This is a genomic window from Pseudomonas sp. WS 5027, assembly GCF_012985695.1.
Classification (GTDB): domain Bacteria; phylum Pseudomonadota; class Gammaproteobacteria; order Pseudomonadales; family Pseudomonadaceae; genus Aquipseudomonas; species Aquipseudomonas hygromyciniae.
The window spans coordinates 1-15,181 of record NZ_JAAQWU010000024.1 but is presented as its reverse complement, the minus strand read 5'-3'; the positions used below and the strand labels follow the sequence as shown (position 1 = coordinate 15,181).

Annotated in this window: 13 protein-coding genes and 1 pseudogene; 1 reads left to right on the top strand and 13 read right to left on the bottom strand. The window is 63.8% G+C overall.

Annotation, left to right across the window (positions count from 1 at the left end; translation table 11 throughout):
* Positions 1–135: 135 nt before the first annotated feature.
* The 8 genes from HBO09_RS23950 to HBO09_RS23915 all read right to left on the bottom strand — a co-directional run bounded on the left by HBO09_RS23950 (position 136) and on the right by HBO09_RS23915 (position 8,381).
* A complete protein-coding gene (locus HBO09_RS23950; RefSeq protein ID WP_169998158.1) occupies positions 136–1,539 on the bottom strand; it encodes an amidase in 1,404 nt (467 codons plus the stop codon).
* Complete coding sequence (locus tag HBO09_RS23945; protein WP_169998161.1) at positions 1,536–2,807, bottom strand: Zn-dependent hydrolase; 1,272 nt, start codon at positions 2,805–2,807, stop codon at positions 1,536–1,538. Before HBO09_RS23945 ends, HBO09_RS23950 begins: the two co-directional genes overlap by 4 nt.
* Before the next feature lie 13 nt (positions 2,808–2,820).
* Positions 2,821–3,516 carry an ABC transporter ATP-binding protein gene (locus HBO09_RS23940; RefSeq protein WP_029293283.1) on the bottom strand — a complete coding sequence of 232 codons (696 nt, stop codon included), beginning with the start codon at positions 3,514–3,516 and terminating at the stop codon, positions 2,821–2,823.
* On the bottom strand, positions 3,516–4,265 hold the full coding sequence (locus HBO09_RS23935; RefSeq protein ID WP_169998164.1) for an ABC transporter ATP-binding protein: 750 nt from the start codon (positions 4,263–4,265) through the stop codon (positions 3,516–3,518). Before HBO09_RS23935 ends, HBO09_RS23940 begins: the two co-directional genes overlap by 1 nt.
* Positions 4,262–5,272, bottom strand: coding sequence for a branched-chain amino acid ABC transporter permease (locus HBO09_RS23930; RefSeq protein ID WP_169998167.1), 1,011 nt, complete (start codon positions 5,270–5,272; stop codon positions 4,262–4,264). Before HBO09_RS23930 ends, HBO09_RS23935 begins: the two co-directional genes overlap by 4 nt.
* A gap of 1 nt (position 5,273) precedes the next feature.
* Positions 5,274–6,134 carry a branched-chain amino acid ABC transporter permease gene (locus HBO09_RS23925; RefSeq protein WP_169900381.1) on the bottom strand — a complete coding sequence of 287 codons (861 nt, stop codon included), beginning with the start codon at positions 6,132–6,134 and terminating at the stop codon, positions 5,274–5,276.
* A 67-nt stretch (positions 6,135–6,201) separates the two neighbouring features.
* Positions 6,202–7,404, bottom strand: coding sequence for an ABC transporter substrate-binding protein (locus tag HBO09_RS23920; RefSeq protein WP_169998169.1), 1,203 nt, complete (start codon positions 7,402–7,404; stop codon positions 6,202–6,204).
* Between the two features lie 209 nt (positions 7,405–7,613).
* Complete coding sequence (locus tag HBO09_RS23915; protein ID WP_169998172.1) at positions 7,614–8,381, bottom strand: FCD domain-containing protein; 768 nt, start codon at positions 8,379–8,381, stop codon at positions 7,614–7,616.
* 309 nt (positions 8,382–8,690) lie between these two features.
* On the opposite strand from HBO09_RS23915, the gene HBO09_RS23910 reads away from it, so the two are divergent.
* The gene (locus HBO09_RS23910) at positions 8,691–9,596 is read left to right on the top strand and encodes a LysR family transcriptional regulator (RefSeq protein WP_032863678.1); all 906 of its coding nucleotides are present in this window, start codon (positions 8,691–8,693) and stop codon (positions 9,594–9,596) included.
* 4 nt (positions 9,597–9,600) lie between these two features.
* On the opposite strand, the gene HBO09_RS23905 is transcribed toward HBO09_RS23910, so the two are convergent.
* The 5 genes and pseudogenes from HBO09_RS23905 to HBO09_RS23890 all read right to left on the bottom strand — a co-directional run bounded on the left by HBO09_RS23905 (position 9,601) and on the right by HBO09_RS23890 (position 14,816).
* Positions 9,601–10,347 carry an alpha/beta hydrolase gene (locus HBO09_RS23905; protein WP_169998175.1) on the bottom strand — a complete coding sequence of 249 codons (747 nt, stop codon included), beginning with the start codon at positions 10,345–10,347 and terminating at the stop codon, positions 9,601–9,603.
* Positions 10,348–10,485: 138 nt separating this feature from the next.
* Positions 10,486–11,832, bottom strand: coding sequence for an OprD family outer membrane porin (locus HBO09_RS23900; RefSeq protein ID WP_169998177.1), 1,347 nt, complete (start codon positions 11,830–11,832; stop codon positions 10,486–10,488).
* A gap of 23 nt (positions 11,833–11,855) precedes the next feature.
* Positions 11,856–11,945, bottom strand: a pseudogene (locus HBO09_RS29230) (outer membrane lipoprotein carrier protein LolA); the annotation flags it as partial.
* A 34-nt stretch (positions 11,946–11,979) separates the two neighbouring features.
* The gene (locus HBO09_RS23895; RefSeq protein ID WP_262381322.1) at positions 11,980–13,332 is read right to left on the bottom strand and encodes a citrate-proton symporter; all 1,353 of its coding nucleotides are present in this window, start codon (positions 13,330–13,332) and stop codon (positions 11,980–11,982) included.
* Positions 13,333–13,427: 95 nt separating this feature from the next.
* On the bottom strand, positions 13,428–14,816 hold the full coding sequence (locus HBO09_RS23890; RefSeq protein WP_169998180.1) for an amidase: 1,389 nt from the start codon (positions 14,814–14,816) through the stop codon (positions 13,428–13,430).
* Between the last annotated feature and the right edge of the window lie 365 nt (positions 14,817–15,181).

The window sequence follows — 15,181 nt, the reverse complement described above, 5'->3', positions numbered from 1 at the left end:
TTGCTTACTTTTGCGCTCTTCAAAAGTGAGCCGCTGTAAGAGCGGAACCAAAAGCCGCCATGACCGCAGCAATGGATATGTACACCACCATGCCCATCGCAGGCAATCCAGCCCGCCCCCACATCAGACCGGGTCTCACCCCAAGTCCTTCGGCGCCTGCAAATGCTGGGTCGGAAACGCCCGGGCGTATACCTGGCACACCCGCAACACCTGCTCATCGGCAAACCGCGCCCCCACCACATGCAACCCCACCGGCAGCCCATTGGCCGCCAGCCCGCACGGCACCGAGGCCGCCGGTTGTTGGGTGAGGTTGAAGGGGTAGCTGAACGGCGTCCACTCCATCCATTCGCCCAGCCCCGAGCCCGGTGGCACGTTGTGCCCCGCGTCAAAGGCGGTGATTGGCAGCATTGGCGAAACCAGTATGTCGTAATGCTCATGGAACGCCGCCATGCGCGCCACCAGTGCCGCCCGTGCTTCGAGGGCGGTGTTGTAGTCGTTCAGGCTGAGGCGTTCGCCCTGTTGCGCAATGCGCAGCAGGCCGGGGTCGAGCAGGTCGCACTGGGCGCCGGTCAGTTGCCCGGTCAGGCGCGCCGCGCCGGCGAACCATAAGGTATTGAACACCTCCAGTGGATCGCTGAACCCCGGGTCGATCTGTTCCACATGCGCCCCGAGTTGCACCAGGCCCGCGACCGCCTGCGCGACCACCTTGGCCACCTGTGGGTCGACGTTCACGTAGCCAAAATCAGGGCTGTAGGCGATGCGCAGTCCCTTGAGGTCCGTCCCGGGCGTGAGCCACGGCGTGCTGCGCGGGGCGCCAATCAGGCCGTCCCGGGCGTCCGGTTGCGCCACGGTTTGCAGCATCAGCACGGCATCTTCCACGGTGCGGGTCATCGGCCCCAGGTGCGAGAGGATCGTCATGGAACTGGCCGGCCATTGCGGCACGTAGCCAAAGGTCGGCTTGATGCCGAAGGTGCCGGTAAAGGCGCAGGGAATGCGGATCGAGCCCCCGGCATCGCTGCCCTGGTGCAACACGCCGAGGTTCAGCGCCGCCGCCGCGCCCGCGCCGCCGGACGAACCGCCCGCCGTGGTGCGGGTGTCCCAGGGGTTGCGGGTGATGCCGTACAGCGGGTTGTCGGTGACGCCTTTCCAGCCGAATTCCGGGGTGGTGGTCTTGCCCAGCAGCACTGCGCCGGCCTTGCGCATAAACGCCGAAAACGGTGCATCGACGTCCCACGGCCCGCTGGCGGATGAGGTGCGCGAGCCCTTGCGCGTGGGCATGCCCGCCGTCAGGGTCAAGTCTTTGATCGACGCCGGCACGCCGTCCAATGCGCCGCAGGGCTGGCCTTTGAACCAGCGCTGTTCTGAGGCGCGCGCGGCGTTCAAGGCGCCTTCGGGGTCGACATGGCAGTAGGCGTTGACCACCGGGTTGTAGCGCTCGATGCGCAGCAACGTGTCTTCGGTCACTTCCACCGGCGACAGGCTTTTATCCCGGTAGCGCGCCAGCAGTTCCACGGCCGTCAGGTTGGCGATATCAGTCATGCCGCATCACCTCCCTGGGCTGCGTTGACCATGGCCCGCAGCAACACTGCGCAGCCGGCGGCCAGGTCATCCGGCGCGGCGTTTTCGATTTCGTTGTGGCTGATGCCGCCTTCGCACGGCACAAAAATCATCCCGGCCGGGCCCAGTTCGGCGACAAAAATCGCGTCGTGCCCGGCGCCGCTGACGATATCCATATGGCTCAAGCCCAGCACACTGGCCGCATCGCGCACGGCGTTGACGCAAGAAGGATGAAAGTCCAGCGGCGGGAAGTCGGCGGTGGGGGTCAGTTCATAGCTCAGCCCATGCTGCTTGGCCGTTGCCTCGATCACCTCGCGCACTTCATCCACCATCGCTTGCAGTTTGTCGGCATGCAGATGGCGCAGGTCGATGGTCATCTGCACCTGGCCGGGAATCACGTTGCGTGAGCCCGGATGCAGGCTCAGGCAGCCGACGGTGCCGCAGGCGTGGGGTTGTTGTTCATGGGCGATCCGGTTGACCGCGCTGACCACCTGCGCGGCACCCACCAGGGCGTCCTTGCGCAGGCGCATCGGCGTTGGGCCAGCGTGGGCCTCGACGCCGGTGAACGTCAGGTCGAACCACTTCTGGCCCAGGCAGCCCATGACCACGCCAAGGGTGATGGCTTCATCTTCGAGCACCGGGCCTTGTTCGATATGCGCCTCGAAATAGGCGCCCACCGGATGGCCGAGCACCGCGCGCGGGCCGGCGTAGCCAATGCGCTGCAACTCCGCGCCCACCGACAGGCCTTGCTCGTCTTGCTTGTCGAGGGTCTCCTGCAAGTCGAATTTTCCGGCAAACACCCCGGAACCCATCATGCACGGCGGGAAGCGCGAGCCTTCCTCGTTGGTCCACACCACCACTTCAATCGGCGCTTGGGTCTCCACGCCCAAGTCATTCAAGGTGCGGATCACTTCCAGGCCGGCCATCACCCCGTAGCAGCCATCGAACTTGCCGCCCGTGGGCTGGGTGTCGATATGGCTGCCCGTCATCACGGGTGGCAGGTCAGGGTTACGTCCGGCGCGACGGGCAAAGATATTGCCGATGGCATCCACGCTGACACTGCACCCGGCAGCGGTGCACCACTGCACAAACAGGTCGCGGGCCTGGCGATCCAGGTCGGTCAGGGCCAGGCGGCACACGCCGCCCTTGGCCGTGGCGCCGAGCTGGGCCAGGTCCATCAAGGATTGCCACAGGCGGTCGCGGTTGATCAGCGGGGCGTTGCTCTTGAGCGGTTGCGCAAAGCTATTCATCAGCAGTCTCCGGTCAGGCACTCAGGGCCAGGTAGCGGTTCTTGATCGTCGGGTCGGCGCGAAAGGCCTCGGCGCTGCCTTCGTAGACCACACGGCCCTGTTCGAGCACGTAGTGGCGGTCGGCAAGCTTGTCGCAGACCAACAGGTTCTGCTCCACCAGCAGCACCGGCAGGCCGTCGTCCTTGATCTTGCGCAGGATCTTCACCAGTTCATCGACGATCACCGGGGCCAGGCCTTCGGTGGGTTCGTCGAGGATCAGCAGCTTGGGGTCGTTGAGCAGGGCGCGGGCGATGGCGAGCATCTGTTGCTCGCCACCGGACAACGCATGGCCGGCGTTTTTGCGCCGCTCCTTGAGGCGCGGGAACATCGCGTACACGTCTTCCATCTGCCAGCGGCTGGTCTTGCGCACGGCGATGCGCAGGTTTTCTTCCACGGTGAGCAGGCGGAAAATCCCGCGGTTTTCGGGGACCAGCGCCAACCCCTGACGGGCGATTTCAAAGATTTTCTGCCCCACCAGCGGTTTACCGTTGAAATGAATCTGCCCCTGGCGCGGGCAGATAATCCCCAGGATGCTGCGCAAGGTGGTGGTCTTGCCCGCACCGTTACGGCCGAGCAGGGTCACCAGTTCGCCGGGGTTGACGGTCAGGGATACGCCCTCGAGGACGTGGCTCTTGTCGTAGTAGGAGTGAATGTTGTCGACGGTCAGCATCAGGCGGCCTCTCCCAGGTAAGCAGTGCGCACGCGCTCGTCGGCGCGGACGAATTCCGGCGTGCCTTCCACCAGGATCTGTCCGTGGCTCATCACGGTGATGCGCTGGCTGATGGACATGACGATGCTCATGTTGTGCTCGATCAACAGCACGGTGTGGTCGCGGCCCAGGTCGCTGATCAGTTGGGTCATGATCGGAATATCGTCGATGCCCATGCCCGAGGTGGGCTCGTCGAGCATCAACAGTTTGGGCTTGGAGCAGATCGACATCCCCACCTCCAGCACCCGTTGCTGGCCGTGGGACAACTCGCCGGCCAGGGTTTCGGCGCGGGCGGTCAGTTGCAGGCGTTCCAGGACCTGGTCGGCCATTTCCAGGTGCTCGCGCTGGCTGTCGACGCGGCGCCAGAAGTTCAGGGCGCGCACGCCGTCGCGGCCCTGGGCGGCCAGGCGCAGGTTCTCGCGCACGCTGAGGTTCTGGAACAGGCTGGTGAGCTGGAACGAACGGGCCATGCCCAGGCCCACGCGGCCGTGGGCCGGTTTGCGCATCAGGTTCTGGCCGTCGAAATGAATCGCGCCTGCAGTAGCCTGGCGCTCGCCGGTCAGGCAGTGAAACAGGCTGGTCTTGCCAGCGCCGTTGGGGCCGATGATGGTGTGGATGGTGCCGGCTTCGACCTTGAGGTTGACGCCGTTGACGGCATGGAAGGCGCCGTAGGCCAGTTCCAGGTCTTTGGTTTCCAGCAGGATGCTCATAGCAGCTCCTCCTTGGTCACGACGGCGGCCTTGCGGCTGCCACGCACACGTTCGAACAGCGACGCCAGGCCGCCCCACAAGCCACCGCGCATAAAGATCACCACCAGGATCAGGATCACCCCCAGCAGCATCAGCCAGCGCGGCCACAGGTCGGACAGAAAGTCCCCCAGCAGTACGATGGAACCGGCCCCCAGCAACGAGCCGAACAGCGAGCCGGTACCGCCGACGATGGTCATGATCAGGATGTTCTCCGACATCACCAGATCGATATTGGACAGCGGCACAAAGTGCAGCAGCATCGCGTACAGCGCCCCGGCAATCCCGGTGACCGCGCCAGACAGCACAAACACCAGGATCTTGAAGTGGCGTGTGTCGTAGCCGATGGCCGAGGCGCGGGTTTCGTTTTCGCGGATCGCCATCAGCGTGCTGCCGAACGGCGAGGCGATCACCCGGCGCGCGCCGATAAAGATCAGCAGGAACAGCACCGCGACAAAGCCGTAGAACACCCGGGCGTCGGCCAGGGACAGCAGTACTGTGTCGCCGATACGGATTTCCGGGCGCGGCACACTGAGCAGGCCATTGTCGCCGCCGGTCCAGTCGCTCAGGGTGTAGGCGAGGAAGTAGGCCATCTGGCTGAAGGCCAGGGTCAGCATCACGAAGTAGATACCGGTGCGGCGGATCGCCAGGGCGCCCACCAGGAATGCCAGGAACCCACCGGCCAGCGCCGCGCCGAGCAGCGCGCTGAACAGGCCCAGTTGCAGGTGAATCATCAACAACGCCGCGCAGTAGGCGCCGGCGCCGAAGAAGATGCCTTGGCCAAACGACAGCAGCCCGGTGTAGCCCAGCAGCAGGTTGCAGGCCAGGGCGGCGAGGGCAAAGATCAGGATCTCGGTGGCCAGGGTCGCCGAGGGCAATATCAATGGCAGGCCGATCAGCACCGCCAGCACCCAGAGCAACATGGCTTTGGACTGGGTTTTGGCAAACGGCAGAGGATTTTTCTCGCTCATGTCAGGCTCTCCCGAACAGGCCGTAAGGGCGTACCAGAATCACCACGGCCATGGCGCCGTAGATCATCAGGCTCGCGCCTTGGGGCCAGAGTGTGGTCATCAGGCTTTGCACCACGCCCACCAGCAGGCCGCCCACCAGGGCACCGCCGAACGAGCCCATGCCGCCGATCACCACCACCACGAAGGCAATGCCGAGGATTTCCGGGCCGACAAAAGGCTGGGCGCCGCGCAAGGGGGCAAACAGCACCCCGGCGATGCCGGCCAGGGCCACGCCGAGGGCGAAGGTCATGGAGAACAGGCGGAAAATATTGGTGCCCAGCAGCGATACGGTCTCGGTGCTCTCACTGCCAGCTCGCACCAGGGCGCCAAAGCGCGTGCGCTCCAGCAGCAGCCATAGGCCCAGGCCCACCAGCCCTGAGAACACAATCAAAAACAGGCGGTAGTAGGGGTACACAAAGTCGCCGACCACCAACACCCCGCGCAGCAGTTCCGGGACGGCGACGCTTTTGCCCACCGGGCCCCAGATCATCACGCTGGCTTCCTGGATGATCAACGCGATGCCCAGGGTCACGAGGATCTGGAACATGTGGGGCAGGTGGTAGATCCGCTGGATCAATAATCGCTCGATCAGCCAGGCCAGTGCGGCCACCACCAGGGGCGCGATCAGCAGGGCCAGCCAGAAGCTGCCGGTGAGGCTGACGGCGGTGTAGCAGATGTACGCCCCCAGCAAAAAAAACGCGCCGTGGGCGAAGTTGACGAAGTTGAGCAGGCCGAAAATGATGGTCAACCCGACCGCAATCAGGAAGTAGATCATTCCCAGGCCCAGGCCGTTGAGAATCTGGAACAGATAAAGATTGAGCATGCAGGAACCCTCCAACAGGCGGCCGCGTCAACGGCCCTGTCGTGTTTTACCGCTGAAAGTAGGCGGATCAGCCGAGCGTGCAGCCCGTGGCTTCTACCGGTGGGAACGACTGGCCGGCGCTGAGTACCTTGGCCAGGTCGTCCTTGTCGGCCATGTCGCCTGCGGCTTTGCCCACCAGCAGGTAGTAATCCTTGATCACCTGGTGGTCGCCGGCGCGGATCGTTTCCTTGCCGGTCGGGCCGTCGTAGCTCAGGCCCTGCATGGCCTTGGCCACCGTGGGGCCGTCGAAGCTGCCGGTGGCCTTGATGGTGTCGAGCATGACCTTGGTGCTGATGTAGTCAGCGGCCAGCGGGTAGGTGGGATTGATCCCGTACTTGGCCTGGGTCAGCTTGACCAGTTCGCGGTTGAGCGGGGTGTCGACCTGGTGCCAGTACTGCGCGCCGAGGTACACACCTTCGAGCACATCGCTGCCCAGTTCCTGGAACTGGTCGAGGCCGGCGGACCACACCAGCAGCACTTTCATGCGCTCCTTGATACCGAAGTTCACCGCCTGGCGCAGGGTGTTGGACGACTGGCTGCCGAAGTTGAGCAACACCAGCACGTCGGGCCGGGCGGCGATGGCGTTGGTCAGGTAGCCGGAGAATTCCTGCTCTTGCAACGAGTGATAGCTGTTGCCCACATGCTCCAGGCCGCTCTCGGCCAGCACCGCCTTGGCGCCTTCGAGCAAGGCTTCACCGAACACGTATTGCGGGGTGATGGTGTACCAGCGCTTGGCGTCCGGCAGCAGCTTGATCAGCGGCACCAGGGTTTCGCGGATCGCCCCGTAGGTGGGCACCGACCAGCGGAAAGTCGCGCTGTTGCAGTCCTTGCCGGTGACTTCATCGGCGCCCACCGGGGTCATGAATACACCGCCGACCTTGGCCACTTCCTTGGCCACCGCCAGCGCCGAGGACGACAGGGTGCAGCCCTGGAAGAACCGCGCGCCATCCTGGCCAATCGCCTCCTGGACCTTGCGCACCGCCTTACCGGCGTTGCCTTCGGTGTCGATCACCTTGTAGTTCAACGGGCGCCCCAACAAGTCCGGGTACTGCGCCACGGCCAGGCGTGAACCCATGTCGGCAAATTTGCCATAACTGGCAAACGCACCAGACATGGACTTGAGGCCGTAAAAGGTAAACGGTTCGGCGGCGAATGCACTGCGCACGCCCAGCGGAAGGCTGAGCGCGGCGGCGGCGGTGAGGCTGGCTTTCAACAACGTACGACGCTGCATGGGGTGACTCCCTGGTTTAGTTATTGGCAGGAGTGGCAATGGCGATACGGTGGAGCACGGCCTGTGGGCAGGCCTTTTTTATTGAAGTGAAACGCGGTCCAAATGTGGGAGCGGGCTTGCTCGCGAATGCGGTGTATCAGTTGACATATCCATCGCTGACCCACTGCATTCGCGAGCAAGCCCGCTCCCACATTGGATGTGTGGTGTGTTCAGGAGTGGTCGAACTCCAGCAGAAAGTGTGGGCTGACCTGGCCTTCCAGCGCGGTCATGTGGTGTTCGGCGTCGCACATGTGTTCATGCATCAGGCTGCGCACGGCCGCTTCGTCGCCGGCGCGAAAGGCGCTCAGCAGTTGCTTGTGATAGTCCAGGTTGGCGGCGTCGAATTGCTTGCGCTTGGGCTTGTAGGCTTTTTTCAGCACCACCAGGTCGCGCAGCAGGTCGTTGAGAAACTGCGCCATGAAACTCAGCAGCGGGTTGGGGCAGGCCCTGGCCAGCAGGTTGTGGAATTCCAGTTCCGCCAGGCGTTGCTCACGCTGGCCGGCCTCGCTGTCTTCCGGGGCGCTGCAAAAATCCACGTTGTCTTGCAGGGCGCGATAGTCTTCCTCGCTCAAGCGCCCCAGCACCGACACCGCCAGTTCCACCTCGATCACCTTGCGCAGTTGGTACACCTGCTCGCCATCCAGGTGCTGGAAGTGCAGGTAGTTGCGCAAGGCGCGGCTGGCCGGTTCGGTGCCGGCCTGGTTCAGATAGGCCCCGCCAGTGGGGCCGGTGCGGGTGCTGACCAGGCCTTCGACTTCCAGGGCCTTGAGCGCTTCGCGGGCCGAGCCTTTGGAGCACTGGAAGCTCTCCATCAGCTCGCGCTCGGTGGGCAAGCGGTCGCCGGGCTTGAGTGCATCGGTGACAATCGAGCGCTTGACCGACTCGACAATCACATCGGAAAGCTTCTGGCGTTTGCGTCGCAGGGGGCGGCTGAGCATGGTTTTCTATTTATCGTATTAATGCGGATAAATAGCACTTAATAGGGCTTGGGACGGAGCGTCAACGGCAGGGGTCGTTTTCAGGTAAAACAGGTCGTAAACCATGGCCATGGGCGCCCTGTGGGAGCGGGCTTGCTCGCGAATGCGGTGTATCAGCCGACATATCCACCACTGACCCACTGCATTCGCGAGCAAGTCGAATCGTCGCACCGCCGCTCCCACAGGGAATGTGTCGTGCTCATAAAACTTGAGCCTGGCGCAGTAATTGCGTGCCTTAGCGCTCCAGTCTTTGTGCAGGAGCAACCGACCATGCAATTACGAGCCTTGCGGTATTTTCACGAGGTGGCGCGTTGCGCCTCGTTGCGTAAGGCGGCCGAGCGTTTGTACGTCACGCCCACTGCCGTCAGCCGGCAGATCGAGCACCTGGAACACTTCTTTGGCGCCGCCCTGATTGAGCGCGGCCCGCGTGGCATCCGCCTGACGGTGGAGGGCGAGTGCCTGGCCGAACAGGTCACCAGTACCCTGCGCGGCCTCGATCAGGTGCGCGATGTGATCGCCAGCCGGCAAAGCCAGGTGGCGGGTAACATCAGTATTCATGTGTCAGAAAGTATCGTTTCCACGGTGCTGGCGCCGGTGCTCGCGGCGTTCTACCGGGCCCATCCCAAGGTCACGTTCAATATTGTGATCGCCAGCGCTTCAGCCACCCTCGATGCACTGTGCAGCGGTGAGGCCGACCTGGGCCTGGCGTTCTATCTGCAGGAGCGGGCCGATGTTGAAGTCACCGCGCAATGTGAGCTATGGCATCGGGTGCTGGTCAGTGCCGAACACCCCTTTGCCCAGCGCGATAGCATCGAACTGCGCGAGCTTGAAGGCCAGCCCCTGGCCATCCCCGACTCGGCGTACGGCGTGCGCCAGGCCCTGGAGGCCGCGGCGAAAAAGCGTGGGGTGACGATCCAGCCGGTGTTCACCACCAGTTCCCTGGAGGTGCAGAAAAGCCTGGCCCGACAACGGGCGGCGGTGTTGATCCTGCCCCAGGTGGATGCCGACGCCCGCGACCTGGGAGATGGCCTGGTGGCGGTACCGATTGCCGATGAGCACTTGGGGCGGATCCGCATCGACCTGTGCGGGTACCGCAACCGACCGCGTTCGGTTGCGGTGCTCAAGTGCCAGGAGATGCTGGCCAGCGCGATGCAGCGGTGCGCGCTGGTGGATTGAGGCCTTAGTCGGCCAGGCAACGGGCCGACGGCGGCGGCTGCCTGCCTTGGGCCAGGTAGGTGCCGGCCCAGCGGTTGACGCACTGGCTGGCATCCGTGGTGCTCTGTAGATACGGGCCCTTGAGCTGTAGGGTCGCGGGCAGTGGCGCTAACGCCTGGGCAGTGTCGCTGGGCTGGATCAACACCATGTGCTCGACGCGCTCGGCAAACAACGTAGCGTAACCAGCACCCACGGAATTGCCCTGGGCGATACCCAGGAAGCTGATCCGCTGCTCGCCCAGTTGTTGGCGCACGAATTCCATGTCCCAGGCCGACTGTTCGTTGGCAGTCTCATCGCGCACGTTGCGCAGGCTCAATTCGATGACATCGTAGAACTGGGTCAGCGTGCGGTAAGCCTCGCTGTTGTAGTACTTCCAGACCGTCGCCAAATGCACGGCGAACACCCCGTGCAGGTCTGCCTGTGGCGTGGCCGGCCGAACGAAGATCACGCCCCGGCGCTCCAGCGGCTGGCGGGCACCGACCCGGGTGAGGGTCAGGCGCAACGTGCGTGCGCCCGCTGCCTGATGGTTTTGCGGCACGGTGACGATGCCGCACTGGGTGCGTTCCACTACCTCATGATCAAGCGCCTGCCCGGGTAGGCGCGGGCAATCCACCAGCCATTCAATCCCCGGCGGCGCTGCATGGCCGGGTGAACTCAAGAGCATCATCCATCCACTGATGACGCAAAGCGCTGCTGCTTTCAAAGGTTTCATCCGCGTTCCTGGGTAACCGTCCGTAGGGACAGGTTTTTTACCAAGGGCGGCGGCGAGCCAATGCCGGAGCAGTCGCATACAGGGTGTAAGAATTCTGAAAATTACCCGTCGGCATTGCCTGGTGCCGACGGGCGGGGGTCAGAACAGGTTGATGGGGAAGTTACCGACGATCCTGAATTCGTCGTAGCTGCCATCGATCTGCCCGCCGCTGGCGCGGTGGTTGTAGACGATGGTGCGCAGGACCGAGTTTTTCAGCTTCCCCGATTGCACCACATAGGCCAGCATCAAGCCGTTTTCGTTGTGCTTGGCGTTGTCCAGGCCGCGCACGTTGTAGCCGGTGTTATGGCCGTTGCGATCCCCCTCGTAGTGCGTGCCGTCGATGCCCCAGCCCTTGGCGTGCCACAGGCTGGCGGTCAGGCCGGGCACGCCGTAGGCAGCCAGGTCGAGGTCGTAGCGCAGTTGCCAGGATTTTTCGTTGGGGCCGTTGTAGTCCGAGTACAGCGAGTTGGCCATGTAGTTGCCGGTGGACTCCCACACATAGTCGAAGTACTCGTTGCCGAACACCTGTTGCCAGGCCAGGGTCAGGCTGTGGGCCTGGTGGTTGGCGGTCACGGCCAGGCTGGCGGCGTCGTTGTCGATATAACCCAGGCGCTGCTGGCCGGAATCCTCGGTGTGGTAGTAGTGTAGGGCGGTCTTGAGGGCGACGGCGTTTCTGTCGCCGATGCGATGGGTCAGCCCCAGGTAGTACTGGTCCCACATGTCCTCGAAGCGTGAGCCGTAGAGGCTGGCTTCCAGACCGTAGCCCGGCTTGAGCGTGGCTCCCAGGTAACTGATGCGTGCGCCGCTGTAGGCGCGGTTGCCGAAGGTGGTGGTCAGGCGCTCGGCGCCGGTACCGGTGCGCGGGATGGCCCGATCGAAGCTGCCGCCCTGGACCGACAGCCAGTCCAGTTCGTTGCTGTACAGGCCCACGCCCTGGAAGCTTGAGGGCAGGGCGCGGTTGTCCTTGTAGCGCAGGATCGGGTTTTCGGTCATCAGGCGTCCGGCCTTGAGCTCGGTGTTGGACAGGCGAAACCGCACATCACCCACCCCCAGCCGGCTCCAGGTCGGGATCGCGTCGCCGTCGCTGTCCACCAGCACGCGGTCGCCGCCATTGGCCACCTTGCCATGCCCGCGTTGCAGGTTGACCGCACTGAACACTCCCACATCCACCCCCACGCCGATCACGCCTTGGGTATAGCCGGAGCTGTACTTGAGCATGGCGGTCTGTACCCAGGTTTCGCGCACGCGGGTGGGTTGGATGCCGCCGGGTTTCTTGATGCTCAGGTAAGTGCTGCGTTGGGTGTGCTGGTTGGAATAGTAGTGACGCAGGTTCAGGTCCAGGCTGCTGCCTTCGATAAAGCCGGGAGCGCTGGCCTGGGCGTTTTCTTGCGCATAAGCCTGGGTGCCGGTCGCCAGGGTGGCGACCAGGAAAAGACGTGGATACATGGTTAATCCCCACACAGAGAAGAAACTGTAGGAGCGAGCTTGCTCGCGAAAAGCCGGAGACCGCCGCGTGCATCCAGAATGCGCGCGTTATCGTTGACGGTCTTCGCGAGCAAGCTCGCTCCTACATGAAGGGTGCATACGCGCTGTTCAGCGAACCGGGGCTTCTCTGAGCCGGGTTTCGCGGGTCGGCGTGCCGGGAAGCACTGGCCGGGTTTCCTTGGCGAACCAGGCGGCGGTGAGGCACACCAGGTTGGCGATCAGCAGGTACCACACCGGTGACATCGGGTCGCCCGTGGTGCCGATCAGCCAGGTGATGATGATCTGCGCGGTGCCGCCAAACGCCGCCACACCAAAGGCGTAGACGATGGAGAACCCGGTCGAGCGCACGGATTTGGGGAAGCTCTCCACCAGCAACACGATCAACGCCGCGCCGCTCATGCCATGCAGGCCGGACAGCACCGCTAGGGTCAGGAGGAAGGTCGAGGGGCTGGGGTGTTCGGTCATTAACTGCAGCGCCGGGAACAGGATCAGCAACAGCACTACCCGTGGCGTCATTAAAATTGCGCGGCGCCCGAAGCGGTCGCACAACATGCCGCCGGCCACTGCGCACACCGCCATGGCCGCACCGGCCACCAGGGTCGAGAGCATGGAGATACTGGTGGGCAGTTTCAGCTCGGTCAGGGCAAAGGTGGTCATGTAGTTGAGGAAGTACTGGGTGATGGTGCTACCCGAGAGAATCAGCAAACCCAGGACCAGGGCACGCCGATGCTTGCCGCAGACTTCGCGCACCAGATCGCCGGTGCTGGTGGTTTCGCCCTGGCCGTGGAAGGTCTCGGCCAGGTTGCGGCGGATGTAGATACCAATCGGCAACACCAGCAGGCCGAACACGAACGGCACGCGCCAGCCCCAGCTGTTGAGGTCTTCGGGGGACATCACTTTGGTCAGGGTATAACCCACCAGCCCCGCGGCCATGGCGGCGACGCCTTGGGCCACCACTTGCCAGCAGGCATAGGTGCCGCGTTTATGCGGCGGCGCAGCTTCGAGGATGTAAGTGGTGGCTGGGCCGGCTTCACCGCCCCAGGCCAGGCCCTGGATCATACGGGTGACCACCAGCAGGATCGGCGCGGCGATCCCGATGGTCTCGTAGCCGGGCAATATCGCAATACTGCCGGTGCCTACCGCCATCATCACCAGGGTCAGCAACATCGCCGGCTTGCGCCCGACGCGGTCGGCGTAGGCGCCAATCAGCACCGCGCCCAGGGGCCGCACGATAAAGCCGATGCCGAAGGCCGTGACCGACAGCATCAAGCTGACGAAGGCGCTGTCGGACGGGAAAAACGTATGGCCGATCATCACCGCAAAGGTCGCGTAGACCCCAAAGTCGAAAAACTCCACGGCATTGCCCAGCACCACGGCGAAGATGCTCTTCCTGCCGGCGTCAGGTGATGGCGTTTCGGGTGTGTGCTCGGGACCCTCGCGAGTCAATTGTTCAGTGTGCATACCAGCCCCTCGGTTTTAGTTATAGGTCGCCCAGGCCCCGGCCTTGGGGCCAGGGAACGGGCGTGTGGGTGGGCAGTTCTGTTACAGCGTCAAGGTCAGTTCGGGTTCGGCCATTGGTGGATTGCGCCACGCCAGCTCTCATAGGTTTTTGCGATTTGCAGCAGCCAGATATCGGCAAAACGGGGAGCGATCATCTGCAGGCCGATGGGCATGCCATCGGCAGCAAAACCACAGTTGATCGACAGCGCCGGTTGTTCGCCCATGTTCCAGGGCACGGTGAACACGATGTGTTCGAACGGTAGTTGTGGATCATTGCTCGGTGACGGCCATTGGGCGGGGAACGCGTTGACCTGGTTGGTGGGCGACAGGATCAGGTCGAGGTCGCTGAAGGCCTGGGCGGCGCGGCGGCGCATCTCGAAGGTCTGGTTGAACCCCTGCACCGCCTGCACGCCGCTGATATCGGCGCCGGGCGCGGCCCAGTCGCGGATGTACGGCAAGACTTTATCGAACTGCTCGCTGCTCAAGGCCGACAAGTCGCCCCATTGCCGGGCGCGCCAGAACTGGTCGAGGCCGTCGAGCTGGGCGCGGTCCATGATCGGCGGGATCAGCGTGACTCTGGCGCCATGGGCTTCGAACAGGCGTGCAGCCTGTTCCACCGCTTCACACACGAAACCTTCCGGTTGCAGGCCGGCGCCGGGCTCCAGCATCAGGCCGATACGCAGGCCCTTGACCGACAGCGGCTGGTTGCTCCACTCGCGGGTGAGCGGCGGCAGGCTGGTGGCGTCGCGGGCGTCGGGGCGGGCCAGGTGTTGCATCATCAGCACGCAGTCGTCGACCGTGCGGGTCATGGGCCCGGCGGTGCGACCGGTGTAATACGGGTCGATCGGGATGCGCCCCAGGGTCGGCTTGAAGCCCACCAGGCCGCACCAGGCGGCGGGCAGGCGCACCGAGCCGCCGATATCGGTGCCGATATGCAGTGGCCCGTAACCGGCAGCCGCCGCCGCGGCAGCGCCCGAACTGGAGCCACCGGTGTTATTGGCGGTGTTCCACGGGTTGCGGGTGATGCCATGGAAACTCGACAGGCCGGAGGAGAGCATGCCGAAATCCGGGACAGTGGTCTTGGCCAGCACAATCGCCCCGGCTTCACGCATCCGCGCGGCGGGTGGGGCGTCCCTGAGGGCCGGAGTCAGGCGGGTGGCGGCGCTGCCGAGGGGAATCGGCGTACCTTCGGTAGCCACCAACTCCTTGATGGTCACGGGCACGCCATCGAGCGCGCCATTGGGCTGGCCTTTGTTCCAGCGCTCGGTGCAGGCCTGGGCTTGTCGGCGCACCTGCTCAGGATCGAAGGCGTACAGGGCACGGATCTTCGGCTCCCAGCGGTCGATGTGGGCCAGCAGGTGATCGTAGTAGTCGAGGGGGGAGAGCTGGCGGCTGGAGAATTGCTCCAGCAACTGGGCGGCCGTGAGGTCATGAAGATCGGTCATTGAGCGCTTCCTGGTGATGGGCCTTGGGGCTCATGGCGGGTGGCTGTTGCTCTGGACTATATAAACCCTGGGCAGCAGCGACCATCACATTCGAAGCGCTACAGTGTTGCGTTTTTGTGTGCACTCAATGGTCGCGACTGTGGGAGCGGGCTTGTCCGCGATGACGGTCTATCAGTTAATGAATAAGTGGCTGACACACTGCTATCGCGGCATAGGTATCTACACAACTTTGCCGCAACGCCTAAATCCAGGCAGATAGCGCAGTTGTGGCGAGCGGGCTTGCCCCGCGCTGGGCTGCGAAGCAGCCCCAATAAGCCGAATGCGTTGTACCAGATACACCGCAGCGGCTGGTTTTGGGGCTGCTT

What these genes read in the sequence shown, in the direction of transcription:
- HBO09_RS23950 (WP_169998158.1), bottom strand. Translation starts at nt 1,539, where the DNA reads ATGACTGATATCGCCAACCTGACGGCCGTGGAACTGCTGGCGCGCTAC.
- HBO09_RS23945 (WP_169998161.1), bottom strand. Translation starts at nt 2,807, where the DNA reads ATGAATAGCTTTGCGCAACCGCTCAAGAGCAACGCCCCGCTGATCAAC.
- HBO09_RS23940 (WP_029293283.1), bottom strand. Translation starts at nt 3,516, where the DNA reads ATGCTGACCGTCGACAACATTCACTCCTACTACGACAAGAGCCACGTC.
- HBO09_RS23935 (WP_169998164.1), bottom strand. Translation starts at nt 4,265, where the DNA reads ATGAGCATCCTGCTGGAAACCAAAGACCTGGAACTGGCCTACGGCGCC.
- HBO09_RS23930 (WP_169998167.1), bottom strand. Translation starts at nt 5,272, where the DNA reads ATGAGCGAGAAAAATCCTCTGCCGTTTGCCAAAACCCAGTCCAAAGCC.
- HBO09_RS23925 (WP_169900381.1), bottom strand. Translation starts at nt 6,134, where the DNA reads ATGCTCAATCTTTATCTGTTCCAGATTCTCAACGGCCTGGGCCTGGGA.
- HBO09_RS23920 (WP_169998169.1), bottom strand. Translation starts at nt 7,404, where the DNA reads ATGCAGCGTCGTACGTTGTTGAAAGCCAGCCTCACCGCCGCCGCCGCG.
- HBO09_RS23915 (WP_169998172.1), bottom strand. Translation starts at nt 8,381, where the DNA reads ATGCTCAGCCGCCCCCTGCGACGCAAACGCCAGAAGCTTTCCGATGTG.
- HBO09_RS23910 (WP_032863678.1), top strand. Translation starts at nt 8,691, where the DNA reads ATGCAATTACGAGCCTTGCGGTATTTTCACGAGGTGGCGCGTTGCGCC.
- HBO09_RS23905 (WP_169998175.1), bottom strand. Translation starts at nt 10,347, where the DNA reads ATGAAACCTTTGAAAGCAGCAGCGCTTTGCGTCATCAGTGGATGGATG.
- HBO09_RS23900 (WP_169998177.1), bottom strand. Translation starts at nt 11,832, where the DNA reads ATGTATCCACGTCTTTTCCTGGTCGCCACCCTGGCGACCGGCACCCAG.
- HBO09_RS23895 (WP_262381322.1), bottom strand. Translation starts at nt 13,332, where the DNA reads ATGCACACTGAACAATTGACTCGCGAGGGTCCCGAGCACACACCCGAA.
- HBO09_RS23890 (WP_169998180.1), bottom strand. Translation starts at nt 14,816, where the DNA reads ATGACCGATCTTCATGACCTCACGGCCGCCCAGTTGCTGGAGCAATTC.